Below are 23153 nucleotides of genomic sequence, written 5' to 3'. Positions count from 1 at the left end.
CGCGTGGAGCCGAAGGGGGAGGTCGGATGTCCTATTATCCTCGCTTCTACCCGTTCATTCGTCCTTATCTGCCCGCGATGGTCGGCGCCGCCGGACTGGTGGTCGGAGTCGCCGTCCTGAACCTCGCGCTGATCAGGCTCGCCGGGGTTCTTTGGGACGAGATCACCGTTCAACGAAACCTGGGAGCGATGACGAGCTCCTTGGGGCTGTTTCTCGGGCTGGTGATTCTGCAGGGCCTCTTCTCGGTAGGACACAGTTATCTCACGGCCTGGGTCTCACAGCACGTCATGGCGGATTTCCGAACCCACGTCTTCGCACACCTTCAACGGCTGTCGCTGAGTTTTTTTGCAAGACGGCGGACCGGTGAAGTGCTCTCACGCCTGATGAACGACATCAGCGTCATCCAAACCACGGTGACCGAAACGCCGATCGATTCGACGAAGCAACTCGTCACACTCGTCGGCGGCGTCGCCTTTCTGCTGGTCATGAATTGGCGGCTCTGCCTGCTCATCGTACTGCTGCTGCCGCTCCTCGTCCTCGTTGCCCGGTGGTTCGGCAAGCGCTTGAAGTCCTTGTCCACCGACATACAGGATCGGACCGCCGCGATCACGACCTTGGTCGAAGAGGTGATCAGCGGCATTCGCGTCGTGAAATCGTTCGTGCAGACCCGTCGCGAAGAAGTCCGCTTCGCGGGGCAAGTCCGCAATGCCTTGGACTTGGCGCTGCGCCGTGCCCGCGTCATGGCCGTGTTCATTCCCACGATCACGCTCTTGACCTTCACGGCGGCGGGCGCCGTCCTGTGGTACGGCGGCAAACAGGTCGTCGAGGGGAGCGTCTCGCCGGGCGATCTCTTCGCGTTCGTCCTGTTTGCGGGCATCCTCATCGGTCCGTTCGGCTCCACGGCCCGCGTGTTCGCGCAGATCAAAGAAGCCCAAGGGGCGATGCGGCGGGTCTTCGAGATTCTCGACACCGAGCCCGAGGTGCACGATGTGCCCAATGCCGGGGCCATGCCGCCGATCGCAGGCCACGTCGCCGTCTCCCACGTGTCCTTCGCCTACGATCCCCGTCAGCCGGTGCTCATCGACGTCACGTTCGACACACGGCCCGGCGAAGTGGTGGCCCTGGTAGGGCCGACCGGGGCGGGCAAGACGACGCTCCTCAATCTCCTCCACCGCTTCTACGATCCGACCGATGGCCGGATCACGATCGACGGCTATGACCTTCGTTCGGTGCGCCTCGAGAGCCTCTATCGGCAAATCGCCCTGGTGCCCCAAGAAACGATCTTGTTCGGCGGCACGATAGCCGAGAACATCCGGTACGGTCGTGAAGACGCGACCGAGGCCGAGGTGATCGAAGCCAGCCGCGCGGCCAACGCGCACGACTTCATCACCGCGCTCCCGGACGGCTATCGAACGATCGTAGGTGAGAAAGGCGTCAACCTCTCGGGCGGGCAGCGACAACGACTCGCGATCGCCCGGGCCGTGCTGAAGAACCCGCGGATTCTCATGCTCGACGAAGCCACCTCATCGCTGGATACCGAATCGGAACGGCTGGTGCAGGACGCGCTCGAGCGCCTCATGGCCGGGAAGACGACGTTCGTGATCGCGCACCGGCTGAGCACGATCCAGCGGGCCGATCGCATCCTCGTCTTGAACAAAGGACGGATCGTCGAGCAGGGGGACCACATCTCCTTGATGGCCCGCAAGGGCCTCTATCATTATCTCTACACGCTGCGATTGGCCGAGGACCAACACCAAGTCACGACGTGAAAGCCGCGCCTCCGGCATCTCAACCCGCTTCTATCGACCTCGGCACGGAACGGTAGGAGCTCGCTGCCTCAATCCAGCGCCGTACTACCCCGATTCGTCAGTCACCCGGATCGTCGCGGTCGGGCTGATTCCTTGGCGGAGGTTGTTGGCGTCCATCCACACGTTGAATCGAATCGTTCCGGGTTTGGCAAAGCAAAGGCTGACGAAGTGGCCGGGCTTGATCTTGGCGTAGTCACGCATCACGCCGAACCAGGAAAACCCTTTTTGACACCGCACGGTTTCCAAATTGGTCGTACCCAGGAACGACAGGCGGACCGGATCGTCGGTACGATTGTGCCACCGCACTTCATCACCGACACCAGCGTAGAGCAGGAGCGGCTGGACGCCTTCCCGGATTTCGACCTCGTGTACCCGTGGCGGGTCATGATGCTGACGCCATTCAGCACAGCCGCCTCCCGAGACGATCGCCGTCACCAACGCCACGATGAATCTTCGCGTCATGGGACCTCCTCTGATGGCTTCCGACCTCTCGCTCTTGTAAGGCCTCGAGTCGCCGTCGCCCGAGGTGAAGGGAGAAGCTTGAGATTCGGCTGCACATGCCCACGGCCCGCACAGCCGAATCGATCGGTTATTTCACGGGGATTGGGTTACAGGAAAACGGAATAGGGAGGATGAAAGACATCGTGCAGGACGACGGCGGATCGGACGAAGGACAGGTGATCGAAGGCGACCCACTCCGGCGCGGACACGACGACGGTCAGAAGATCAGCCGGAATCGAAAAGCCTTCCAGGATCGACGCTCCCAGCAGATCATCGTTCCCATGAGGCTCCCAGAGGGTGATCGGAGCTCCAAGCGCCTGCATCGTGACGCAGAGGCACAGCAGCAAGACGACGAAGAGCCGGAGGACCGCCGGACCGGCCGCAGCCGCCGAAGCCCGGCTATTCAGGCATCCAACGGCAGGATCAGCAGGATCAGATGGAGAGACACGAGCGGCCGTCACTTGACCTTCGAGAAATCCGCATCGAACTCGAGCATCTTGCCGTCTTGAAAATAGACGAGTACTTTGGTCTTGGCATTCGGATCGAAGCTGTCATACGCGAACCGGGCCGTGAAGCGCGACCGATAGGCGGGCCCCTGGCTCTCATTCTTCCGCCCCTTGTCGGCTGGACTCACGTCGATCGGCTTGATCGTCTTGTTCCCCTGCTGAAGCGCCACTTGGACGCCTTCGGCGAAATACTCATCGTCCCCGCACAACTGAATGGACATTTCCAGGTTGGGCATGTCGAGGATCTTTTGAATCTTATCCTCGGGCATCCTCACGTCGCGCTTCTGTTTCTTGCTCTCCGTGGCCTCCTGGCGCCCGAACGACTCCAGCCAATAGCGCTTGGTCCGCAGCACGGCGTTCGGACCGCACGGATCCTTCTCGGGATCGGCCCCGACTCGAGTGACCGTCGCGGCCTGTTGCAATATTTTCTTCACGTCGTCGGGATTGTTCGCGGATTCCATCGGCTCCCGGCCGGCCGCAAGCGCCTTTTTCGCGTCGTCCATCGTCAATTTGACGTCGATCGCATGAACCGGAGCCGCTGTCGCCAGCGCGCACACCACAATCCCGGGAACCATCCACCGGACAAAAAAGCCGATCCTACTCGCCCGCATAAGGCCTCCTTCGCGCGACTCGCGTCGCGGTGTGCGGCCATTGTAAGGAAAGGTCCGAGCCAATGCAATCCGACGGGCGCAGGCATCAGGCGAAGCGGGACCAGTTGCGGTACGGTTTTTCGCGATAGAGCGCGTCGACGTCGACGGGCACGGCCACGTGATGCGCCTCCAGCAACGCGGCCAAGAGGCGCAACGGTAAGCCAACCGCCGCCGTGTAGTCGCCCTCGATGCCAGCGATGAGCTCGGCCCCGGCTCCTTGGATCGCGTAGGCTCCGGCCTTGTCCAACGGCTCGCCGCTTGCCACGTATCGCTCGATCTGATCATCGCGCAACGAGGCGACCCGGATGCGCACGCTCTCCACCCCACGACGGCACGCGCCCGTCGCCGTCGACACCACTGCGACGCCGGTATGGACGACATGCCGGCGGCCGCTCAGCCTGCGGAGCATCCGCCTGGCCTCGGCGGCATCAACCGGTTTCCCGATGACGGCGCCGTCGATCTCGATCAATGTGTCGCATCCGATGATCACCGCGGCCTCCGCCGAGACGGCCTCCGCTGCCGACCGCGCTTTTCCTTCCGCAAACGCCATCGCGTGGTCACGAGGCGGAACCTCGGGGCGCGTCACCTCGACGAACCGCGGATCGAGCGTGTCGAAGGGAAGGCCCAACAGCGCGAGCAGCTCCCGGCGGCGCGGAGAGGTCGAGGCGAGGATCAGCCGCATGAAAGAGGAACGGAGAAGGGAGCCGGCGAGTCCGACTTGTCGGGCGCGGCGGGAGAGGACCGCGAATCGTACGCCGCCACGATCGCCTCGACATCCGCGCTGGACGACGCGCGGACCATGCTGGCCCGCATCGCGGCGGCGTGCGGAAAGGCGGTGCAATACCACCCCAGGTGTTTCCGCATGCGAGGGAAGCGCCGCACGCCGAACAGCTCTTCGAACCGGCGTGCATGATCGAGCATGACGCGAAACCGCTCCTGGCGCGGCACGTCGGGGACCAGGCCGGTGAGCTCCTGTCCGGGCTCGCACACCGCTCGGCGAGCCGCTTCTTTGGTTCGGAAGAACCAGGGAGCCCCCAAAGACCCGCGACCGACGAGCACGCCGTGGACCCCGCTCGCCCGAACGCGGCGGACCACGTGTTCCATCGACTCGAGATCGCCGTTCCCGAGCACCAGGGTGTCCGTGCCCCGGACCAAGTCGGCCGCTCGGGCGATCGCGTCCCAATCGGCTTCTCCCCGGTACATCTGCGTCAGCGTCCGGCCATGGACGGAAATCACGGCGGGCTGCTCCTTGAGCAAATGCGGGATCCATTGCTCCACGATGGCGTCGTCGTAACCGATCCGCGTCTTGACCGACACGGGGATCGGGCGGCGAAGCGCATCGGGCCGCCCGCAGCGGGCGAGATTCATCGCGCGGATGGCGTCCACACGCGAGGTCTTGATGCCCGCCGACGCCAGGCTTTGCCCGCCGGCCCAGTCGAGGACGCCCTGACGCGCAGCGCGGATGATCTCGTGCGCGAGGTCCGGCGTGCGGATGAGGCCGGCGCCCGAGCCGGAAGACGCGACGTTCTTGGAGGGACAGCCCATGTTGAGATCGAGACCGTCGAAGCCCAGCTCACAGACGATGTGGGCGGCCTGATAGAAGAGATCGGGATGCTTGCCATACAACTGCGCCACGATCGGCCGCTCGACCTCCGAGTAGAGGAAGGTCGAGAGACAGGCCTCCGGGCCGCGGCAGAGGTCGCAGACGTTCGTGAATTCCGTGAAGACGACGTCCGGCGGGCCTTGCCGAGCGACCACGCGGCGGAAGGCGGCATCGGTGACACCATCCATGGGCGACAGTCCGATCACCGGCTGCGGCAGTCGCCTCCACCAATTCATCGGCCGACGTCCTCGGTCACCGCTTCGCTGGCGACTCGGTAGCCGTCGCGAAGGTACTCCGCTTCACGTTCCACGATGTCTTTCACGGCCGGATGCGCCTCGATCGCAAACTCCGTGAATCGCTCAAGCTTCAAGAGGAAGAAATCATAGCCGGAGTCCGCACGCCGGGGGGTGCGAAACCAAAAGGCCGCGAAGCTCGACACGGGAACGCCCTGGCGCTCCAGATGGCGGCACGTCTCAGGAAACATCTCCCGCACGTCGCCGCCCCAGGTGAGAATTTCCTGCGGGAGATAGGCCCGGCGGTAGCGTTCCAATCCTTCGAGATCGAGCCACGCCGACGGCAGAGCCGGGGGGACCCGCTCGATCCGGCCCGCCGCACAACGCGCAAACATCGCGTAGTGCTCGTCGAGCGAAACGAGCGACGCCTCGTCCACCCGTGTCACCGGCTCATGCTCCGCGACCGGCGCCGCCCCGGACGCCACCGAGGCCCGCTCAACCTCCTCGATCCAGGGGCCAAACGAAGCAAGAGCGTGCTCCAGCTCGGCGGCGATCAGCGCAATCGACTTGGTGTCGACTTCGAGCGCCACGCCTCGGAGCGCCGACAGGTTCGGATGCGCCAGCACTTGAGCCAGCATGCTCCACAACGCCCCCGGAATCGGTGCACTGTGCGTGTCGATCCACCAGGGCAGGGGACAGCCGGCCGCGGACGCCACGTCGCCTTCCCTATCCTGCTCGGCAAGGCCGGCGACGTGGACCTGCACCACGCGCTCGAGCGGGAAGGCATCCAAAAATTCCGAGAGAAAGGCGTCCGAAGACTGGTATCGCCAGGCTCCGCTATAGCGATAGTGGGTCCAAATGTGGCCGAGGTCGAGGACGAGGCCGCAGGGTGTCCGCTCGATGAGACGGCGGAAAAAGGCCGCCACCGAGATGTCCCCCAGGCCAAAATAGGTCAAGGGTGGGATCTCCAGCAGGACCAAAGGCGCGCCGCCCGCGCCGACACAGTCCGTCTCGTCCAGCCGCCGCTGGAGCCGGGAGGCGTTCATCGCCGCGACATCGGCGCTTTCTCTCGTGAACAACGGGGGGAGGTACGTCCCGAACGCGTAGCCCGCCATCTGCTTCGCCGCGCATTCATGGTTGAGCCAGGGACTGCCCAAGATGGCGAGTTGCTCAGCCGCCTCCTGGATTTCCGACTCCACGGGATAGTCGCGCTCCCAATGCGGCTGCGTGAGCCACAGGCCTTCGGCATGGTAGGCCAACGGCCCATGCAGGCGATTTCGGACCTGTCGGAGAGCCGCCTGCGAAGCCTTGAAGACCTCTAGATAGCCGTACGGTATCCGGTGCGCCTCGAGCTCCCTCGCCAGCTCGAGTAGATCGGGCGTGTAGACATCGACGGAGAGACCGAGACCGAGCGCCGGAATTCTTGACAGTCTCCGGTGAAACTCCTGCTCGACGGTGGACGATCGTGACGGCATGACCGGTCAGTCTACCGGCCGGCGGGAAGCTTTGACAATAGCGGCGGCGAGCGCGCAAGGTTTTGACCAGGTACCGGGCGGCTGATAAGATTACGAGGTCGGAAGAACCATGAAGGAATTCGATTCGGCGGCTCGATTAGGCCTCACTAACGAAGAGATTCTCAAGCAGGTCCGGGGACTGCTGGAGGACACGAACGGGGATCTCCGGAAGTTGCTCCGAAAGGAGATGTTGGTGACGCTGTTGCGCCTCAACGACTCCTATCTCGACACGCTCGATCTGAAAATCCTCAATCGCACGCTTCGTGAGTTGCGCTACGCCTTCAAGGTGTTCTACCCCTACCGGGATCGGCCGAAGGTGAGCTTCTTCGGCTCCGCCCGCACCCAGCCGGATGACCCGAACTACCAGCTCGCCCGTGCGTTCGCCCGGCGCCTGGTCGAACGGGGGTTCATGGTGATCACCGGCGGTGGCGACGGCATCATGGGGGCGGCGCAGGAAGGCGCGGGACGCGAGAACAGCTTCGGGCTGAACATTCTGCTCCCGTTCGAACAGGGTGCGAACCCGACCATCGCCGACGACCCGAAGCTGGTTACGTTCAAGTATTTTTTCACCCGCAAGCTGATGTTTCTCAAAGAATCGCACGCGACGGCGCTCTTTCCGGGCGGGTTCGGTACCCATGACGAATGCTTCGAGGTCTTGACGCTGTTGCAGACCGGGAAAAGCCATCCGCAGCCCATCGTCTGCCTGCAAGCACCGGGATGCCACTATTGGAATCAGTGGCACGCCTTCATCACCGACGAACTGCTGGCCCAGCACCTGATCAGCCCGGAGGACTTGAGCCTGTTCAAGATCTTGGAGTCGGAAGAGGCGGCGGTCGAGGAGATCCATTCGTTCTATCGCACGTACCATTCCAGCCGTTTCGTCCACCAATATCTGGTGATCCGGCTCCGGCACGCTCTGACGGAGGAGCAAGTGTCGGCCGTCAACACCGAGTTTCACGACATGCTCGCCGACGGCGCCTTTCTCCAGCGGGAACCGTTCCCCGAGGAGATGGACGAAATCACGACCAAGGACCTGCCTCGTCTCGTCTTCCATTACAACCGCCGGAGCGCAGGCCGGCTGCGTCAACTCATCGACCGGCTCAATTCGTTGCCGCAAGCGACCGCCGCGGCCCCGGTCGGGGCCATCCCCTCCCCGGCCGGCCTGTAACGAGCTTCGGTCCTCCCGTGCCGACTTTTCCATTTTCCCGGCGCCGAGGTGCGTGTTAAGCTGGTGGCGGACGCGATGACGACCGGCCGCCCTCACAGACTGACGCCCGATCTCGTGCTCTATCATGCCGACTGCCCCGACGGCTTCGGCGCGGCCTGGGCGCTGTGGAAGAAGTACCCGTCGGCCCAATACCTCCCCGTCAAACACGGGTACCCGCCGCCGCCGGTTCACGGACGCCGGGTCCTCATCGTCGATTTTTCCTACGATCGAGCCACGCTGGAGCACATTGCGGAGCAAGCGGCCGGGCTCCTCGTGCTCGACCACCACATCACGGCGCAACAAGCGTTGGCCGATCTCCCGTTTGCGTATTTCGATCAGAAAAAATCCGGCGCGGTGCTGGCGTGGGAGTGGGCGCACCAGGAGCCGGTGCCGTGGCTGCTGCAGTACGTGCAGGACAAGGACCTGTGGACCTGGGGACTGCCGGACAGCCGGGAGGTCAGCGCCGCCCTCTCTTCGTATCCATATGACTTCCACGTCTGGGATGGACTCAGAGCCGACACGCTGGTCACCGAAGGCCGGGCGATCCTGCGCTATGAAAACGAGTTGGTGACGAAGATCGCCGCGGCGGCCGTGCTCTTGCCGTTTCACGGCGTGATGGTGCCGGTGGTGCAGAGCGCCACCTTGACGAGTCAGATCGGCGAGCGCCTCTCAAAGGACCATGCGTTCTGCATCATCTGGCACGACCGGGACGGCCGGCGCTACTACAGCATGCGGTCTCGTGAAGGAGGAGCGGACGTGGGCGCCATTGCCGCCTCCTACGGCGGGGGCGGGCATCGGCATGCCGCCGGGTTTTCGGTCGTCTTGCCTTCCGATGCGCCGTCACCGCTGGCGCCGTTGCTGTCCAAGACCCCGAGCACGGGTCGCAACTGACCGGCGGACCGTGGTCAGGAGCGTCTCACCGGCCCGTCTGGTCCGTGTCTTCGGTCGATGATCCCGCTACGCGACGATAATCCGACGCAGATCACCCCGGTCGTCACCGTCGCGTTCATCGTGCTCTGCTCGCTCGTCTTCTTCTATCAAGCCGCCCTGCCGCCGCAGCCCGGGGAACTGTTCGTGTACCGCTTCGGTGCGATCCCGGCCGCAGTCTTCGGTCAGGCCGCGTTGCCCCCTCAGATCGAAGTGATTCCACCCTTTCTGACCTTGATCACGAGCATGTTCCTGCACGGAAGCTGGATGCATCTGATCGGCAACATGCTCTATTTGTGGATCTTCGGGAACAACATCGAGGACGTGATGGGCCATGCCCGGTTCATCGTGTTCTACATCGTCTGCGGGATCTTGGCGGTCTACGCCCATGCCTTGACGGATCCGGGCTCGACCATCCCGCTGGTCGGCGCGAGCGGCGCCATCTCGGGCGTCCTCGGCGCCTATCTGCTGCTCTTTCCGCGCGCCCAGGTCCTGGTCTTGATCCCGTTGGGATTCTTCACCCGACTCATGTATGTCCCGGCAGGCTTTGTCCTCGGTCTCTGGTTCGTCATGCAGGTGCTGAGCGGAGGGATGAGCCTCGGGCGTTCCGGTGGAGGAGTGGCGTTCTTTGCGCACGTCGGCGGCTTCGTGGCCGGCATGGTCCTGATCGGCCTCTTCAAGCGCCCGGACGTCCGATTCTTCGCCCCCGCGCACCACCGCGCCTGGGAAGAATCGGAGTGGTGAGGGACGCCCGCCAAGAGGGATCGGCCTCGGCTCCGTGACGCGGTCGTCTGGCTTCCCTACTTCCACAAGAGCTTCTGATTCAGCTCGACCAGCTCGTAGCCGCGAAAGACATCGTCCGAGAAAAATATGCTCAAGATCATCCCCGACTGTCTGGCCCGGCCGATGAAAAACACGGGGAAGGGAATGGTCGCCAGTCCGGCTTGCATGTTCTGTACGTACTGATAGACGTAGACGGTCATCCCGTCGGCCGGCTTGTGCACGATGTTCTCCGGCTTCCCGAGGACGGCGACCACCTGGTCCTTGGTCGTCTTGTGCGCAACGAACTTTTCCCATGATCCGGCCGGCACCTCATGACCGGTCCAGGTTACGTTGAGACATCCGGACAACAGTGCCGTGACGACGGTGAGCGGGAAACGGGTCAGCAGCCGACGTGTCATCGGTCGTCCTTTCTACGGTTCCTGACGGGTGCCAGGTCGTTCCTTCAGCGCGTGCTCGAGTCGGTGCGCGTTCCGCAACGCTTCCTCCGGGTCCTCGGCGAGGAAGGTCACATGGCCCATCTTGCGGCCCGGACGCATCGTTCGCTTCCCGTACACGTGGAGTTTGGCGCCCGGTGTGCGGAGAAGGTCCCGCACATTCGCCTGGTTGATGACACGCGCCAGGTCCTCGCCGATCAGGTTGACCATGACCGCCGGCCGGGTGAGGACGACCTCGCCGAGCGGCAGGCCGCACAGCGCGCGCACCTGCTGTTCGAACTGAGAAGTCGTGCACGCGTCGAGCGTATAGTGACCGGAGTTGTGCGGGCGAGGCGCGATTTCGTTGATCAAGAGCCGGCCATCGGCCATCAGAAACAGCTCGACACAAAAAACACCGAGGCCTTGGAGCGCCTCGACGACGGATGCGGCGAGGCGCTGCGCCTCGCACGCGACGTTCGGCGCCACGGTCGCCGGCACACACGTCATCCGCAGGATGCCGCCCTCATGGATGTTCTCGACGACCGGGTAAGTCCGGTACTCATCGGCCCCGCGTACGACCAGGACCGACAGCTCCTTTTCGAATGGGACGAATTCCTCGAGGATCCACTGACTCCCTTCGCCCGCTCGCGGCGGCAATTGCGTCTCCAGGATTGCGGCTTCCCCGACATGGGTCAATCGCCACTGGCCTTTGCCGTCGTAGCCGAACGTGGCGGTCTTGCACAGACAGGGATACCCGATCTGCTCAGCGGCCCGCCTTATCTGACCGGGTTCCGTGAGCCCGCAAAACCGTGCGACAGGAAATCCGCGATCAAGAAGGAAGGTTTTCTGCGTGAGCCGGTTTTGGATCAACCGGAGAATGCGGGCCGCCGGGCGGACGGGCACGGCGGCCTCCAACTCCTCGGCCAGCGAAACGGGGACGTTTTCCCACTCGTAGGTCACTCCCTCGAGGTCGGAGCGGAAGGCCGCCAGACCTGCGGGATCGAGAAAGGAGGCGGGAACGGAGCGGTCGGCGGTCCGGTGGGCGGGAGCATCCGGGTCGGGATCCCACACGGCCACCCGATAGCCGAGGCGCTGCGCCGCGGCGGTGAACATCGCCCCGAGCTGACCGCCCCCTAAGACGCCCAAGAGCCGCCCCGGCTCGATCACCGTGCTCATGATTCGGCAAGTGGGGCGGCCTTCTGTCGTTCAGGTGAAGACGCGATGGCGGCCCGCGTCTGCTCGCTGCGAAATTCGATGAGGCGCTTCCGGATGTCGGGGTACCGTCCGGCGAGGATCTGAGCCGCGAGCAGGCCCGCGTTCTCTGCGCCTCCGATCGCAACCGTGGCGACCGGAATACCCTTCGGCATCTGCACGATCGACAGCAGGGAATCGAGCCCGCGGAGATGTTCGGTGGGAATCGGGACGCCGATGACCGGTAAATGCGTCTTCGCGGCGAGCATGCCCGGGAGGTGCGCGGCCCCGCCGGCACCGGCGACGATGACTTCGATCCCCCGCGTCGGCGCCTGTTCGGCATAGGCGAACAAACGATCCGGCGTCCGATGGGCGGACACGACGAGCAGCTCGCAGGGAATGGCCAATGACTTGAGAATGTCGACGGCCTTTTCCAGAGTCGGGAAGTCGCTCCGACTCCCACCGACCACCCCGACCAAGGGTTGATGACCGCGGCGGCCTCCGTTCCAACTCTCCGTTGTCTTCCGTCCTCGCCGAGCCGTCATCGCGCCTCCACTCAGGAAAGGTTCAGATTGAGGCTAAGGCTGAGGGTCGAAGTACGTTGTGAATGCTCGCCTCGCCGTCTCAACCTTAACCTTGGCCTCAGCCTCAACCTTCTTCATAATATAAGGGTCACACCTTAGCCCCGCTCCCGGTCGACAATCAAGAGCCAACTCCCACCGAAATTGACCAAAGCCTTGAAAAGTTCATATAATGCGCGGGCGAGGACCTATGGACCGGCTTCCCGCCCTCAGCAACAAGATTCGGTCCCTCGTCGATCGGCCTACCGGACTCGACGAGATCGAGGTCGACAACTTCGCCGTCTCCACAAAACTTCAGTCCTGGGAAGCGGTTCAGATCCCAGACCGCCTCCGATTTTCGGCCCGTCTGGCCATCAAGCTCCTCCTCCTGTTCGCATTGATGATTGCCTTCGTCCCCTGGACGCAGACCATCACCGCAACGGGGCAGCTCTCGGCCTACTCGCCCTATGAGCGGCCGCAGGACATCGAGGCCCAAATCACCGGACGCCTCAAGAAGTGGCACGTGTACGAAGGCGTGCGCGTCAAGCAGGGGGAACTGATCCTCGAACTGGACGACTACGACCCGCAGTTCATGTCGCCCGACCTCTTGCCGCTCCTCGAACAACGAAAGCTGGCCTTGGAACAGAATCGCAAGGCGGCGTTGGACCGCGCCGACCAATTGGAGAAGCGCATCAAGGAAATGCAAGGCCTCGTCCGGGCGGCGGTGCCCTCGGCTCAAGCGCGCGTCGTCGAGGCCGAGAACAAGGTTCGGGAGGCCGAACAGCGGATCAACGCGGCCAGAATCGGCGTCGACACGGCGGAGCTGAACGTCGCACGCCACGAGCAACTGGCGAAGCAGGGCTTGGTGTCCCAGCGGGAACTGGAGCTGGCCATCCAGGGCGCTATTGCGAGCAAAGCGGATCTGCAAGGCGCCGAAGCGTCCCTGAAGGCTGCACAAGAGGCGATGAAGGCGCTGCGGTTCGGGCGCGACCAGGTAAGCGCCGAAGTGCTCCAGCGTCTGCTCGAGGCCGAAGCGGCGCGCGCCGGCGCGCTCGCGGAAGCGGCGCGCGCCGGCGACCAGCTCGCCGACGTGGAACTGCGCCTGTCGAACGCCTTGCAGCGACGCGCCGCCAGTCGCATCCTGGCTCCGATTGACGGGACGGTCGTGCGCATGGCCGAGGTCGGAGTCGGGGAAACCGTACGCCCGGGAGACCGACTCGTCAGGATTTCACCGATGAGCTCCGACAAGGCCGTGGAGTTCAAGGCCGATGGGATCGATGCTCCGCTCCTCAACGTCGGGCGCAAGGTCCGTTTGCTCTTCTATGGAATCCCCGCCATCCCCTTGCCCGCATGGCCGGAGCTCATGGCCGGGACGTACAGCGGGATCATCAAGGTCGTGGATCAGGTGGACGACGGTAAAGGCAACTATCGCTTTTGGGTCGTACCCGACCCTGAAGATCGCCCGTGGCCGGAGCAGTCGCACGTCCGCCAGGGGACGAAGGTGATGGGATGGGTCATCCTGAATCGGGTTCCACTCTGGTATGAGATGTGGCGACGCTTCAATCTCTTCCCGCCCGATTATCAAGAGGGCCCGCCGTCGCTGCTCGACACACTCTTGCCGAAGGCCGGGAGAGGAGCCAAGTAACCGACACAATGGCGAGTCCGACCCGCTCGGAGCCTCTTCTCCCCGGTCGCCCGAACCCCTGTGCGTCGCGCCGCTCCACGGCCGCCATCGATGCTTGTCTTGCAAAGGAGATGCGTATGACGCCGTCGCGTAGTCGGTCCTGCTTGCGCCTTCTCGCGTTCGTCCTGACGGGTGTTCTCGCGCCGGGGCTCACGGCCGCGGCGGATCCCCCCGTCAAGCCGCTCCCACCCATCCCGCTGTCGCTCGACGAGGTGCTTGCCTGGGTGGATCGCTCCCATCCGCTGTTGAAGGGCGCGGAGACCGAGAAGATCGTGGCGCGCGGCAAGATGCTCCGCGCGCTGGGCGCGTTCGAGCCGACGCTCGTCAACGATGCCGAGGTGGAACGGTTCATCCCACGAACCGGCCCTGAGGAGACCAAGACCGTGGGCTTCAACGACACCTTCATCGAAGCCCGCCATCCCTGGGGATTCCGCGGCGAGGCCGGGATTCGTGAAGTGATCAACGGTCCGGCTCAGATTCCCGACCTCGGATTCAACAACGGTCACAACCAGGTGATCCTGGGCGGGTTCATTCCCCTGCTGCGCGGGCTCCTCGTCAACCCCGAAAACGCGGAGCTCCAACGCTCCGGCCTGGCCGATCCCAAAGCCGACATTCAGATCGCGCAAACGCGTCAAGATCTCTTTCTCGCGGCCGCCAATCAATACTGGGAGTGGGTCGCCGCCGTGAAACTGGCGGATGTGCAGCAGCGAGCTCTCCGGGTGGCCGAGGATCGCTACAAACAGGTCGAGCAGCGGGCGAAAGCCGGCGCGGCCGCGCCGTTGGACGCCGTCGAGGCCAACCAGGAGGTGCAGCGCCGAAAAGAAAGCTTCATTGCGGCCACGCGGCTCATCGAGCAGGAGCAGTTCCGGCTCTCCATGTTCCTCTGGGAACGCAACGCCCCGGCCGCCCCCGGACCCGAGCGTGTCGGCGACTTCCCGAAGCCCGCCGACTCACCACCGCCCGAGATCGTGAAGGCGGACAAGCTGGCCGCGCGGGCCTTCCGTCCGGAAGTACGGGAAATCGAGATCGAGGCCAGGATCAACAAGATCGACCTGGAGCTCGCCAAGAACAATCTCCTTCCCAGCTTGAACGCCGAAGCCGCACCGGCGCGGACTCCGGAAAAGTTCGTCCTCGGTCTCGGCTATCGCTTCGGCCTCGAGATGCGGATCCCCTTCATGCAGCGTCGGGCGCGCGGCGAGGTGCTCCAAGCGCAGGGGAAGGCCGATCGCTTTGTCCTCGTCCAGAAGTTCCGCGAGCAGCAGGTGATGGTGGACGTGGACAACGCCTTGTCCGCCATCGAACGGGCCAAGGAGCGGATCGCGGCCGCCAGCCAGTCCCTGCAGCTTGCCAAAACCTTGGAGGAGGGGGAGCGTTTCCGGTTCAGTCTCGGGGCCACGAGCGTGCTGTTCGTCAATCTGCGCGAGCGCAACGCCGTGGATTCCGAGGCGCAATTGATCAGGGCGCAAGCGGACTATCAGAAGGCCCTGGCGTTCTACCAGTGGGCAATCGGCGCGTGGGGGAAGGGTACGGCCGTGGCCGTCCCGACCTCTTATCGGCCCAGCCCCTAGATGCGCCGTAGTAATTGGCTCCGGGCCTCTGATACGCTGAAACGCGATCCCGGCCTTCGATCGGCGTCCCGATGAGATACCGTGGCGACAGCAACCTCTGACAGCGGCCATGCGCTGACCGCTCAGTTGTTCAAGGACACCCTGGCACGCTTGGGCGTCCTGTTTCGTCTCGAGCGGCGGGTGTTTGGGCTCATCGTCTCTTACGCGCTCGCGATCGGTCTCTTCTCGCTGATCATCCCCCTCACCGTTCAAGAGCTGGTCAACACGTTTGCCTTTGCGATCCAGCCGATCATGATCGTCACGCTGGCCGGGATCATGGTCCTCACGCTGCTCGCGGTCGGCGCCTTTCGCGCGCTCCAGTTCTATGCGGTGGAAATCCTCGAGCGCCGGATCTTCGCGCGGGTGGCCTTGGGGATGGCGCAACTGCTGCCCCGCCTGAAGGTCCAAGGGTTCCGCCCCCGCTATGCCAACCTGTTCTTCGATACCATCTTCATGCAGCGCGCCCTCTCGGTCCTGCTCGTGGACGTGATCAACGTGCTGGTCGGCGGGATCGTCGGCATGAGCATCCTGGTTTTCTATCATCCGTACTTCTTGGTCTTCAACGCCCTCTTGGTCCTGGGGTTTGCGATCATCGTCACGGTCCTGAGCCATGGCGGGCTGAAGGCGACGATCGAAATGTCGCACGCGAAGTACGACACGGCGCACTGGCTCCAGGACGTCGCCTTCAATCTGCCGCACTTCAAGGCGTCGGTCAGCGAGCCGCTCCTGTTGAAGAAAACCGACGGCCTCGTCGAGGCCTACCTGGCCGCCCGCCGGAGACGCTTCCAGGTCTTGATCCGGCAGTATCTCGGCTCCGTCGGCTGGCAGGCCTTGGCCCACAGCGGTCTGATCGGGACGGCCGGCTGGCTGCTCGCCATCGGGCAGCTCACCCTCGGTCAGCTCGTCGCGGCCGAGGTGATCGTCGGCAGCCTGTTGATCAACTTCGAGTCGGTCGTCAAGCGCATGAGCTATGTCTTCTACTTCCTGACGGCGCTGGCCGAGTTGGACTTCCTGTTCTCGCTGCCCAAGGATGCGCCGGCCGGCGCGGTGACCGTGAAGCTGCCGGATCCCCGCATTCACGGCTTGCGGCTGACGTGCAAAGATCTCTCGTTCGCATTCCCCAACTCGGCCCCGGAGTTCGAGAACTTCAACCTCGACGTCCCCCCGGGCGAAAAGGTCGCCATCTTTTCCAACACGAGCACCGGCAAGTCGACCTTGGCCCGTGTCCTGGCCGGCCTCTACATGCCCACGTCGGGCGTGATTCGGTATAACGGGGTGGACGTCCGCGACCTGGACATGACTTCCCTAAACAGTCACCGCGGGTTGGTCCTCGATTCTCACCTCTCCCTGTTCGAAGGCACGTTGGAAGAGAACATCACCTTGGATCGGCCGTCGATCACCTATGAGGACATTCTGTGGGCGCTGCGGTTCGTGGAGATGGAAGAGGACGTCGATACGTTCCCCTTGGGGCTGAAGACGCCGGTCAGGCCCCAGGGGAAGGCCTTGACCACGAGCCATGTTCAAAAAATCCTCGTCGCCCGCGCGATCGTCACCCGGCCGCAGTTGCTGATCTTCGACGGCACGCTGCACAGCCTGCATCCGAGCACCCGAGAGACGATCCTGCGGCGCCTGTGCTCGAAAGAGGAGCCGTGGTCGGTGCTGTTCATCTCGAACGATCCGAGCTTGACGACGCACGTGGACCGTCGGTTCATCCTGGATTGAATCGCCGCGGCCGCGCGTGCACGAGAGACCGATGATGCCGGGACACTGATCACCATGGACCTCCGTACACGCCTGACACGTCTGCGCCCGTCCTTCGGCCAAGTGATGATCAGCCTGCTGGTCATCGGGCTCGGGTTCATGGGGGGCCGCGCGCTCAGCGAGATCGATCAGGACCTCCGGATCATGTACACCGAGTATACGTTGGCCGCCACCGACCTCGCCCACATTTCGGCGGACATCATTCGCTATCGCACCACCGTGATCCGCGCGCTCGAGGCGCCGACCAAGAAGGACTTCGAGCGGATCACGGCGTCGCTTCCCGACCAGCGGGCTCGCATTCAGCACGCGATCGATCGCTATGCCGCGGCCAGCCTGCGCGTGTCCCGGAGCGGGCGGAGCGAACCGGAGGACCTGCAGGCGGTCCGCGAGAGCTTGGACGCCTACATCGCCTCGTCGAACCGCACCGTGAACCTGCTGGTGCAACTGTGGGGGGCGCGATCGGCCCAGGAAGCGGCCGAGTTGCGGTCCAAAGCCGAGGTCCAGGCCGCGGACAACGCCGGGCCGAAGTTGATCCAGGTCAGCCTGGCGCTCGATCGGTTGTTGGAGACGGTGGCGGATGTCGCCAAAGACATGCGCGACGAGGGCACGAGGACGATTCGCAGAGCGAGCGCTCTGTTGATGGGAGGGAGCCTCCTCCTTGCCGTACTGAACCTCTTTGTCGGGAGTCCCGGGCGCCCGCGGACGTCGGCTCCGTCGGAATCCCCCGCTGAGAGCAGAAGGCTCGAGCCGGCCTCCGCCTCGGCGCACCCCCCGGCCAGCCGCCTCTGATCGGCAGCGTCACCGGTCGCTCGAGCAGTCGAACCTTACTCTGCTTCCCGCGTCGTCTCCGCCGCCTCGATGGCCCGGAACAGCCCGTCCCGCTCCTGCTCCGTCAGGTCCTTCCACCGCCCCACCGGCAAGCCGTCGATCCTCACGTTCATGATGCGCACCCGGTGCAGCGCCACGACGCGATGGCCGAGCGCCTGGCACATCCGCCGGATCTGTCGGTTCCGGCCCTCGGTGAGGATGATCGTGAACTCGCGCGGGCCGGTCCGGCGGATCCGACACGGCCGCGTCGGCTTTCCAAGGATGACGACGCCGCGCGCCATATGATCGAGGAAGGCCTGGCTGTAGGGACGGTCCACCCGAACGATGTACTCTTTCTCATGGGCGTACTCGGCACGAAGAATCTTGTTGACGATGTCGCCGTCATTGGTGAGCAGGATCAGGCCGGAGGAGTCCTTGTCCAGCCGGCCGATCGGGAAAATCCGCTCGGGATGCCCGATGGACGCGATGATGTTGTCCTTGATGTGCGGTTCGCTGGTGGTGGTGACCCCGACCGGCTTGTGAAATTTGATGTAGATGGGAGCGGCGCCCCACGGAATGACGACTCCGTCCTTGGCGATCGTGTCGCCGGGGACGACCCGGTCGCCGAGCACGGCGATCCGGCCGTTGATCGTCACCCGCCCCTCCTCGATCAGCCGGTCGGCTTCCCGCCGCGAGCACCGTCCCTGCTCGGTGAAGAACTTGTTGATGCGGATGCCGCCCTTCCGGCCGCTCCCCGGCACGTCAGCCGCGGGCGGTGAAGAGGGCCGAACACGTTTGATGAGACGACGCGACGGCATAGGATGGACAGGACGCCGACAAGCGGCCCGAGCAGGCGATGCCGGCTGGACCTCACCGCCGCCGGGCGGCCTGGATACGACCGAGCATCCGATAGATGAGCCGCGCGACCGTGAACTGTGGCGCGGCAAAGCCGGGGATCGGCGCGATCTCGCTCACGTCCATCCCGATGATGCCGGGACCGTTCGCCAGCGCCGTGACCAATGCCAGCGTATCATACCATCCCAGCCCGCCGGGTTCGGGCGTCCCCAGCGCCGGCACGATCGAGGCATCAAGGCCGTCACAGTCGAAGGTGAGATAGACAGGGCCCATGCACGCCTTGACGACCTCGGGGATCCACCGCGCCGCGTGCCCGCCGTACGGGCCGGAGGGATCGAGGATCCGATCGGCAAAAAAAGTCGTCACCGTCGGCATCCGTCGGATCAGGTCGATTTCCTCGGGCGAAATCGAGCGGATTCCGACTTGAATGAGCGGAAGGCCGTCGCCGACGACCCGCGCCATGACGCTGGCGTGGCTGTAAGGGTTGCCCTGAAACGCGTCCCGCAAATCGCCGTGGGCGTCGATCTGGACGACGCAGAGGTTCGGGTAGGCTTTCGCGTGGGCACGAATGGCGCCCAAGGCGCCGGTGTGTTCGCCCGTCAGCGTGACGATGAAGCGCCGCGGGACGAGTCGAGAGGCAACATAATCCTCGATCGCCTCGACCGCCGCCGCATTCACTTTTCCCTGGAGCGCCAACGGGCTGGCCGTTGCGATCCCGCCACATTCACGATAGGTCTCGAACCCCAACGTCTCATCGTACAATTCGACCTGCCGGGAGGCTTCGAGGATCGCGTCGGGACCCCGATCGGAGCCTTGAATATAGCTGGAGGTGTGTTCGTAGGGGGCCGCCAGGACGTAGACGCCGGCGTGATCCGGGTGACACCACGGCTCTTCGAGGGCGAGGAAGTTCGCGTCTGGACCGAGCCAGCCCGGGGGCAGCGTCATGGCGGACCGACCTAGGGTAGGCGACGATTAGCTCCGCCGGGAGCGCATCGTCTTGGGAATGTTCTCTTCAGGGATGAAGACGCCGCATGCGACCACGGTCGTCCATTTGCCGGACTTGCCGATGGCCGATTGGGTGATGTTCATCGTCTTGACGATCTTGCCGCCCATCTTGAAAACCTGCTCTCGCTCTTTCCAGGCGATATTCGGGTCGAATTCGACGCCCAGCGTCGTCGCCAGCATTTGGGCGGCCAGATCTTCCGTGTACTCACCGGCTTCCTCGTCGGTCTCGCCGTAGGCATGGTGCTCCGACAGGTAACCGTAGGTTTGCCGGTCCGTGGGAATCGCCAGGCCGACGGAGGCCGAGATCAGCCGGTTCCGCTCGTTGGTTTCGGATCGGGCCATCACGCAGAAGGTGATTTCCCCGGGGTTCAACAACTTCTCACCGATCTTGCGCGGAACGATTTTGCATGCGGGAGGAAAGATCGAGGACACACTGACGAGGTTACAGTAGGCGATGCCGGCGCTGCGCAACGCCTGCTCGAACGACGCCAACTTCTCCTTGTGGACCCCGACCCCTCGGGTGAGGAACATGTGCGTTGGTACCATCTCTCCTCCCTTGGCATGCGAAGCCGGGGAATGACCTCCAGCCCCTGCCCGGCCGTCTTACACCACGCTTCCCGGCGCCCTACACAGGGCCGCTGTTGTACCAAGTTGCCGCCCATTCCGCAATAGATTCGGCGACTTTCTTTCCGTCCCGCCGCGGCCCTAGTCCCGCCGGTCTTCCTTGAGGTTCAAGACGAGCAGCTTGAGCTCGGTCATCTCTTCCATGGCATAGCGGACCCCCTCGCGCCCGAGCCCGGAATCCTTAACGCCGCCGTAGGGCATGTGATCGGCCCGAAAGGTCGGGATCTCGTTCGCCAAGACCGTGCCGACCTCCAGATCCTGGTACGCCTGGAAGATCTTGTGGACGTCGCGGGTGAAGACTCCGGCTTGCAGACCGTACGCCGAGTCGTTCAAGGCGTCGATCGCCTCGGAGAAGCGGGCGTACGGCGTGACCGCCACCAGTGGTCCGAACACCTCTTCGCAGGCGATCTTCATCGAAGGACGGACATTCGTCACCAGCGTGGGGGCGATCAATTGGCCCCGCCGGGTGCCGCCAACGGAGACCTGTGCGCCCTGAGCCACGGCCTCCTGCACCCAGGCCTCGATGCGGGAGGCCGCCCGTTCGTCGATCACCGGTCCCACGACGGTGGCGGCGTCCTCGGGATCCCCGCTGGGCAGCGCCGCCACCTTTGCGCTCAGCATCGTGAGGAACAGCTCGTAGACCGATTGGTGGACGTAGATCCGCTGAACGGAAATGCACGTCTGCCCGGCATAGCTGTAGCCTCCCGCCGCGCACCGCTGGGCGGCCAGCTCAAGGTCGGCATCCGGCTCGACGATGACGCCCGCGTTCCCGCCCAACTCGAGCACGACGCGCTTCTTCCCCGCCTTCGCCTTCAGCATCCAGCCGACGGGCGCACTGCCCGTGAAACTGAGCAGCTTGAAGCGAGGGTCGGTCACCATTCGCTCCGCGAGCGCGTTGTCGCAGGGGACCACGCTGAAGGCGCCCGGCGGCAGATCGGTCTCGTAGATCACCTCGGCCAGCAGCAGCGCCGTGAGCGGGGTTTGCGGGGCCGGTTTCAGCACGATCGGGTTGCCGACGGCGAGGGACGGGGCCACCTTGTGCGCGACGAGGTTCAACGGAAAATTGAACGGGGTGATGCCGAGGACCGGCCCGATCGGCACGCGGCGCGTGAGGCCGAGGTAGGACTCCGACCCGGGGGTCAGGTCGAGCGGCAACACCTCACCCGGCACACGTTTGGCCTCTTCCGCCGCGAGCGTGAACGTCTGGATCGCGCGGCTCACTTCGCGGCGGGCATCAGCGACCGGCTTGCCGGCCTCGGCGACGATCGTGCGGGCGAAGGTGTCCTGTCGATCGGAGAGAGAGGCGGCGATGCGGGCGAGGGCGGCGGCCCGGGCATGGGACGGCAGGCGGCGCATGACGGGAAACGAGGAGACGGCCGCCCGGATCGCGGCTTCTACCTCATCGGCGCCCGCCTGGGAGACGCTGGCGACGACTCCGCCGGTGTAGGGGTTCGTCACCGGCAGCGACCGGGCGGTCCTCATCCATTCGCGCCCGACCAAGAACGGCTTGACTTCTGAAGCGGCCGGTCGCTGCACGTCAATGCTCGGTATCGGCCACCGTGCTGCGCGGAACCGCGGGTTCCTCCTCGGAGGCGGCGGCTTCCGCCTTCGCGATCAATTCCGGCGTTCCCCAATCGCGAATGGAATCGAGCGTGAAGGCCTCGTAGGTCGATACGCCATGACAGCTCGGACAATCGGGCATCGGGATCTTGCGCCGGAAGACCTCGCCCAAGCACGACATGCACACGAGAAATTCGGCGCCGCCCTCTTCTGAATCCACCGGCCAGAAAGTCTGGTGCTGTGACATGATGTCCCTTCTCTCTGCTTAATGGGTCGTTACTGCACGTGTTGCAACTTCAGCAACCGATCGATCTGCTCTTCAAACACGTCGAACGGGAAAGCCCCGGGAATCAGGAGCGCCGGCTCCTTCGAGGAGGAGGCCGTGAGGGCCAAGACGAACCCCGGGGTCCCGCGAAATCCAAGGTACAGGCCTTCTTCCTTGTCTCGAAAGATCGCCTCCGCATGGCGCGCTTCCTGGTAGCACTTGGTAAACACCGGCACATCGAGCCCCAGCGTGGCCGCCTGTCGCTGGAATTCCGCCAACTCCAGGCGGGCCCCGTAGAGACGATCGTGCATCGGCCAATATCGGCCTTGGTCGCCGGCACACCGTGCGGCCAGCGCCGCATTGACGGCCGGGCCTTGGGAGGCTCGTGGGAAATCCCGGTAGACGAAGCGGAGTTTGCCGGTGTCCACGTATTTCGCCTGGAGCCGCGGCCAGGTCTCGTAGAAGAATTTGCGACAGTATCCGCAGGTGAAATCGGAGTATTCGATGAGCGTGACGGGGGCGTGTGGGTTCCCTCGCATCCGGAAGTCGATCTTCTCGGTGACCGCTTCCTTGCTTCCAGCCACGCTGCCGAGCGTGCAGAGGGCCGCGACCGCAACCACTGCCAGCCAGTTCCTTCCGCGTCCAGATGTCTTCATACGGTCAGCGCCGGACGGTTGCCGCCGCGTCCACTCGATCCAGGCCTACTGTTCTCGTTCGCCTTCCACGCGTCCCCTGCGCCGCTTGATCGCCTGGCGACGGTGCTTGCCCTCCAGCCGCCGCTCTCTGGAGCCTGGCGTCGCGCGCGTGGGCACCCGCGGTTTGCGAATCCGGTTCAAACGCCGCAACCGCTCGATCAGGCGTTCGAACGCCGTTTCCCGATTCCGATGCTGCGACCGTGAATCCGCGGCGACAACCTGCACGCCCGAGGGCAGATGGCGCAGCCGGACGGCACTGTCCGTGACATTGCGGTGCTGGCCGCCCGGGCCGCCGGCCCGGAAGACCTCGATCATCACCTCGCGTTCCAAGACGGTGCGGTCGAGGCTGTACGGAGGTTGGCGAGGCCCGGGTGCAAACGTCATCCTCCGGCCT

24 protein-coding genes are annotated in these 23153 nt (G+C 64.3%); 8 read left to right on the top strand and 16 right to left on the bottom strand.

All coding sequences use genetic code 11. The features are described 5' to 3' along the window. Positions 1-26 precede the first annotated feature (26 nt). On the top strand, positions 27-1769 hold the full coding sequence (locus ACWHYV_RS02960) for an ABC transporter ATP-binding protein (RefSeq protein WP_447979170.1): 1743 nt from the start codon (positions 27-29) through the stop codon (positions 1767-1769). A gap of 84 nt (positions 1770-1853) precedes the next feature. Here the strand turns inward: ACWHYV_RS02960 and ACWHYV_RS02955 are convergent, their stop codons facing one another. From ACWHYV_RS02955 to ACWHYV_RS02930, 6 genes are all read right to left on the bottom strand, one after another. Next, the gene (locus ACWHYV_RS02955) at positions 1854-2270 is read right to left on the bottom strand and encodes a hypothetical protein (RefSeq protein ID WP_447979169.1); all 417 of its coding nucleotides are present in this window, start codon (positions 2268-2270) and stop codon (positions 1854-1856) included. A gap of 146 nt (positions 2271-2416) precedes the next feature. Next, on the bottom strand, positions 2417-2770 hold the full coding sequence (locus tag ACWHYV_RS02950) for a hypothetical protein (protein ID WP_447979168.1): 354 nt from the start codon (positions 2768-2770) through the stop codon (positions 2417-2419). Then, on the bottom strand, positions 2767-3426 hold the full coding sequence (locus tag ACWHYV_RS02945) for a hypothetical protein (RefSeq protein ID WP_447979167.1): 660 nt from the start codon (positions 3424-3426) through the stop codon (positions 2767-2769). Before ACWHYV_RS02945 ends, ACWHYV_RS02950 begins: the two co-directional genes overlap by 4 nt. Positions 3427-3511: 85 nt before the next feature. Next, entirely contained in the window at positions 3512-4147 is a 636-nt protein-coding gene (locus ACWHYV_RS02940) for a Maf family protein (protein ID WP_447979166.1), read from the bottom strand. Then, positions 4138-5304 (bottom strand): tRNA dihydrouridine synthase, encoded by a 1167-nt coding sequence (locus ACWHYV_RS02935; RefSeq protein WP_447979165.1) that lies wholly within the window; start codon positions 5302-5304, stop codon positions 4138-4140. Before ACWHYV_RS02935 ends, ACWHYV_RS02940 begins: the two co-directional genes overlap by 10 nt. Next, entirely contained in the window at positions 5301-6776 is a 1476-nt protein-coding gene (locus ACWHYV_RS02930) for a multinuclear nonheme iron-dependent oxidase (protein WP_447979164.1), read from the bottom strand. The genes ACWHYV_RS02935 and ACWHYV_RS02930 overlap by 4 nt, the downstream gene beginning before the upstream one ends. Before the next feature lie 109 nt (positions 6777-6885). On the opposite strand from ACWHYV_RS02930, the gene ACWHYV_RS02925 reads away from it, so the two are divergent. The 3 genes from ACWHYV_RS02925 to ACWHYV_RS02915 are packed head-to-tail and all read left to right on the top strand — an operon-like array spanning position 6886 to position 9693. Continuing rightward, complete coding sequence (locus ACWHYV_RS02925; protein ID WP_447979163.1) at positions 6886-7983, top strand: LOG family protein; 1098 nt, start codon at positions 6886-6888, stop codon at positions 7981-7983. A gap of 48 nt (positions 7984-8031) precedes the next feature. After that, positions 8032-8913, top strand: coding sequence for a phosphoesterase (locus ACWHYV_RS02920; RefSeq protein ID WP_447979162.1), 882 nt, complete (start codon positions 8032-8034; stop codon positions 8911-8913). Positions 8914-8970: 57 nt separating this feature from the next. Then, positions 8971-9693 (top strand): rhomboid family intramembrane serine protease, encoded by a 723-nt coding sequence (locus ACWHYV_RS02915; RefSeq protein WP_447979161.1) that lies wholly within the window; start codon positions 8971-8973, stop codon positions 9691-9693. Positions 9694-9749: 56 nt separating this feature from the next. Here the strand turns inward: ACWHYV_RS02915 and ACWHYV_RS02910 are convergent, their stop codons facing one another. The 3 genes from ACWHYV_RS02910 to purE are packed head-to-tail and all read right to left on the bottom strand — an operon-like array spanning position 9750 to position 11881. After that, positions 9750-10130: a hypothetical protein gene (locus tag ACWHYV_RS02910; RefSeq protein WP_447979160.1), complete on the bottom strand. Its 381-nt coding sequence runs from the start codon at positions 10128-10130 to the stop codon at positions 9750-9752. A gap of 12 nt (positions 10131-10142) precedes the next feature. After that, complete coding sequence (locus ACWHYV_RS02905; protein ID WP_447979159.1) at positions 10143-11321, bottom strand: 5-(carboxyamino)imidazole ribonucleotide synthase; 1179 nt, start codon at positions 11319-11321, stop codon at positions 10143-10145. Then, positions 11318-11881, bottom strand: coding sequence for a 5-(carboxyamino)imidazole ribonucleotide mutase (gene purE, locus ACWHYV_RS02900; protein WP_447979158.1), 564 nt, complete (start codon positions 11879-11881; stop codon positions 11318-11320). The genes ACWHYV_RS02905 and purE overlap by 4 nt, the downstream gene beginning before the upstream one ends. Positions 11882-12107: 226 nt before the next feature. Here purE and ACWHYV_RS02895 point away from each other — a divergent pair, with 226 nt between their 5' ends. From ACWHYV_RS02895 to ACWHYV_RS02880, 4 genes are all read left to right on the top strand, one after another. Then, complete coding sequence (locus ACWHYV_RS02895) at positions 12108-13541, top strand: HlyD family secretion protein (protein ID WP_447979157.1); 1434 nt, start codon at positions 12108-12110, stop codon at positions 13539-13541. Positions 13542-13657: 116 nt separating this feature from the next. Next, the gene (locus ACWHYV_RS02890) at positions 13658-15148 is read left to right on the top strand and encodes a TolC family protein (RefSeq protein ID WP_447979156.1); all 1491 of its coding nucleotides are present in this window, start codon (positions 13658-13660) and stop codon (positions 15146-15148) included. Positions 15149-15229: 81 nt separating this feature from the next. Then, complete coding sequence (locus ACWHYV_RS02885) at positions 15230-16909, top strand: peptidase domain-containing ABC transporter (RefSeq protein ID WP_447979155.1); 1680 nt, start codon at positions 15230-15232, stop codon at positions 16907-16909. 54 nt (positions 16910-16963) lie between these two features. After that, entirely contained in the window at positions 16964-17737 is a 774-nt protein-coding gene (locus tag ACWHYV_RS02880) for an MCP four helix bundle domain-containing protein (RefSeq protein WP_447979154.1), read from the top strand. Between the two features lie 35 nt (positions 17738-17772). Here ACWHYV_RS02880 and ACWHYV_RS02875 read toward each other — a convergent pair whose 3' ends face one another. From ACWHYV_RS02875 to ACWHYV_RS02845, 7 genes are all read right to left on the bottom strand, one after another. Beyond that, positions 17773-18489, bottom strand: coding sequence for a pseudouridine synthase (locus ACWHYV_RS02875; RefSeq protein ID WP_447980677.1), 717 nt, complete (start codon positions 18487-18489; stop codon positions 17773-17775). Positions 18490-18625: 136 nt separating this feature from the next. After that, complete coding sequence (gene speB, locus ACWHYV_RS02870; protein WP_447979153.1) at positions 18626-19555, bottom strand: agmatinase; 930 nt, start codon at positions 19553-19555, stop codon at positions 18626-18628. 27 nt (positions 19556-19582) lie between these two features. Then, positions 19583-20161 carry a pyruvoyl-dependent arginine decarboxylase gene (locus ACWHYV_RS02865; protein WP_447979152.1) on the bottom strand — a complete coding sequence of 193 codons (579 nt, stop codon included), beginning with the start codon at positions 20159-20161 and terminating at the stop codon, positions 19583-19585. Positions 20162-20320: 159 nt separating this feature from the next. Further along, on the bottom strand, positions 20321-21775 hold the full coding sequence (locus ACWHYV_RS02860; protein WP_447979151.1) for an aldehyde dehydrogenase family protein: 1455 nt from the start codon (positions 21773-21775) through the stop codon (positions 20321-20323). 1 nt (position 21776) lies between these two features. Next, positions 21777-22046 (bottom strand): hypothetical protein, encoded by a 270-nt coding sequence (locus tag ACWHYV_RS02855; protein ID WP_447979150.1) that lies wholly within the window; start codon positions 22044-22046, stop codon positions 21777-21779. A 29-nt stretch (positions 22047-22075) separates the two neighbouring features. After that, positions 22076-22720, bottom strand: a complete 645-nt coding sequence (locus ACWHYV_RS02850) for a DsbA family protein (RefSeq protein WP_447979149.1) — start codon at positions 22718-22720, stop codon at positions 22076-22078. A gap of 45 nt (positions 22721-22765) precedes the next feature. After that, the gene (locus ACWHYV_RS02845; RefSeq protein ID WP_447979148.1) at positions 22766-23143 is read right to left on the bottom strand and encodes a peptide chain release factor-like protein; all 378 of its coding nucleotides are present in this window, start codon (positions 23141-23143) and stop codon (positions 22766-22768) included. Positions 23144-23153: the final 10 nt, after the last annotated feature.

The organism is Candidatus Nitrospira bockiana, assembly GCF_965152565.1.
Note: the sequence above shows the minus strand (reverse complement) of the source record. Positions and strands in the feature narration are given on the sequence as shown.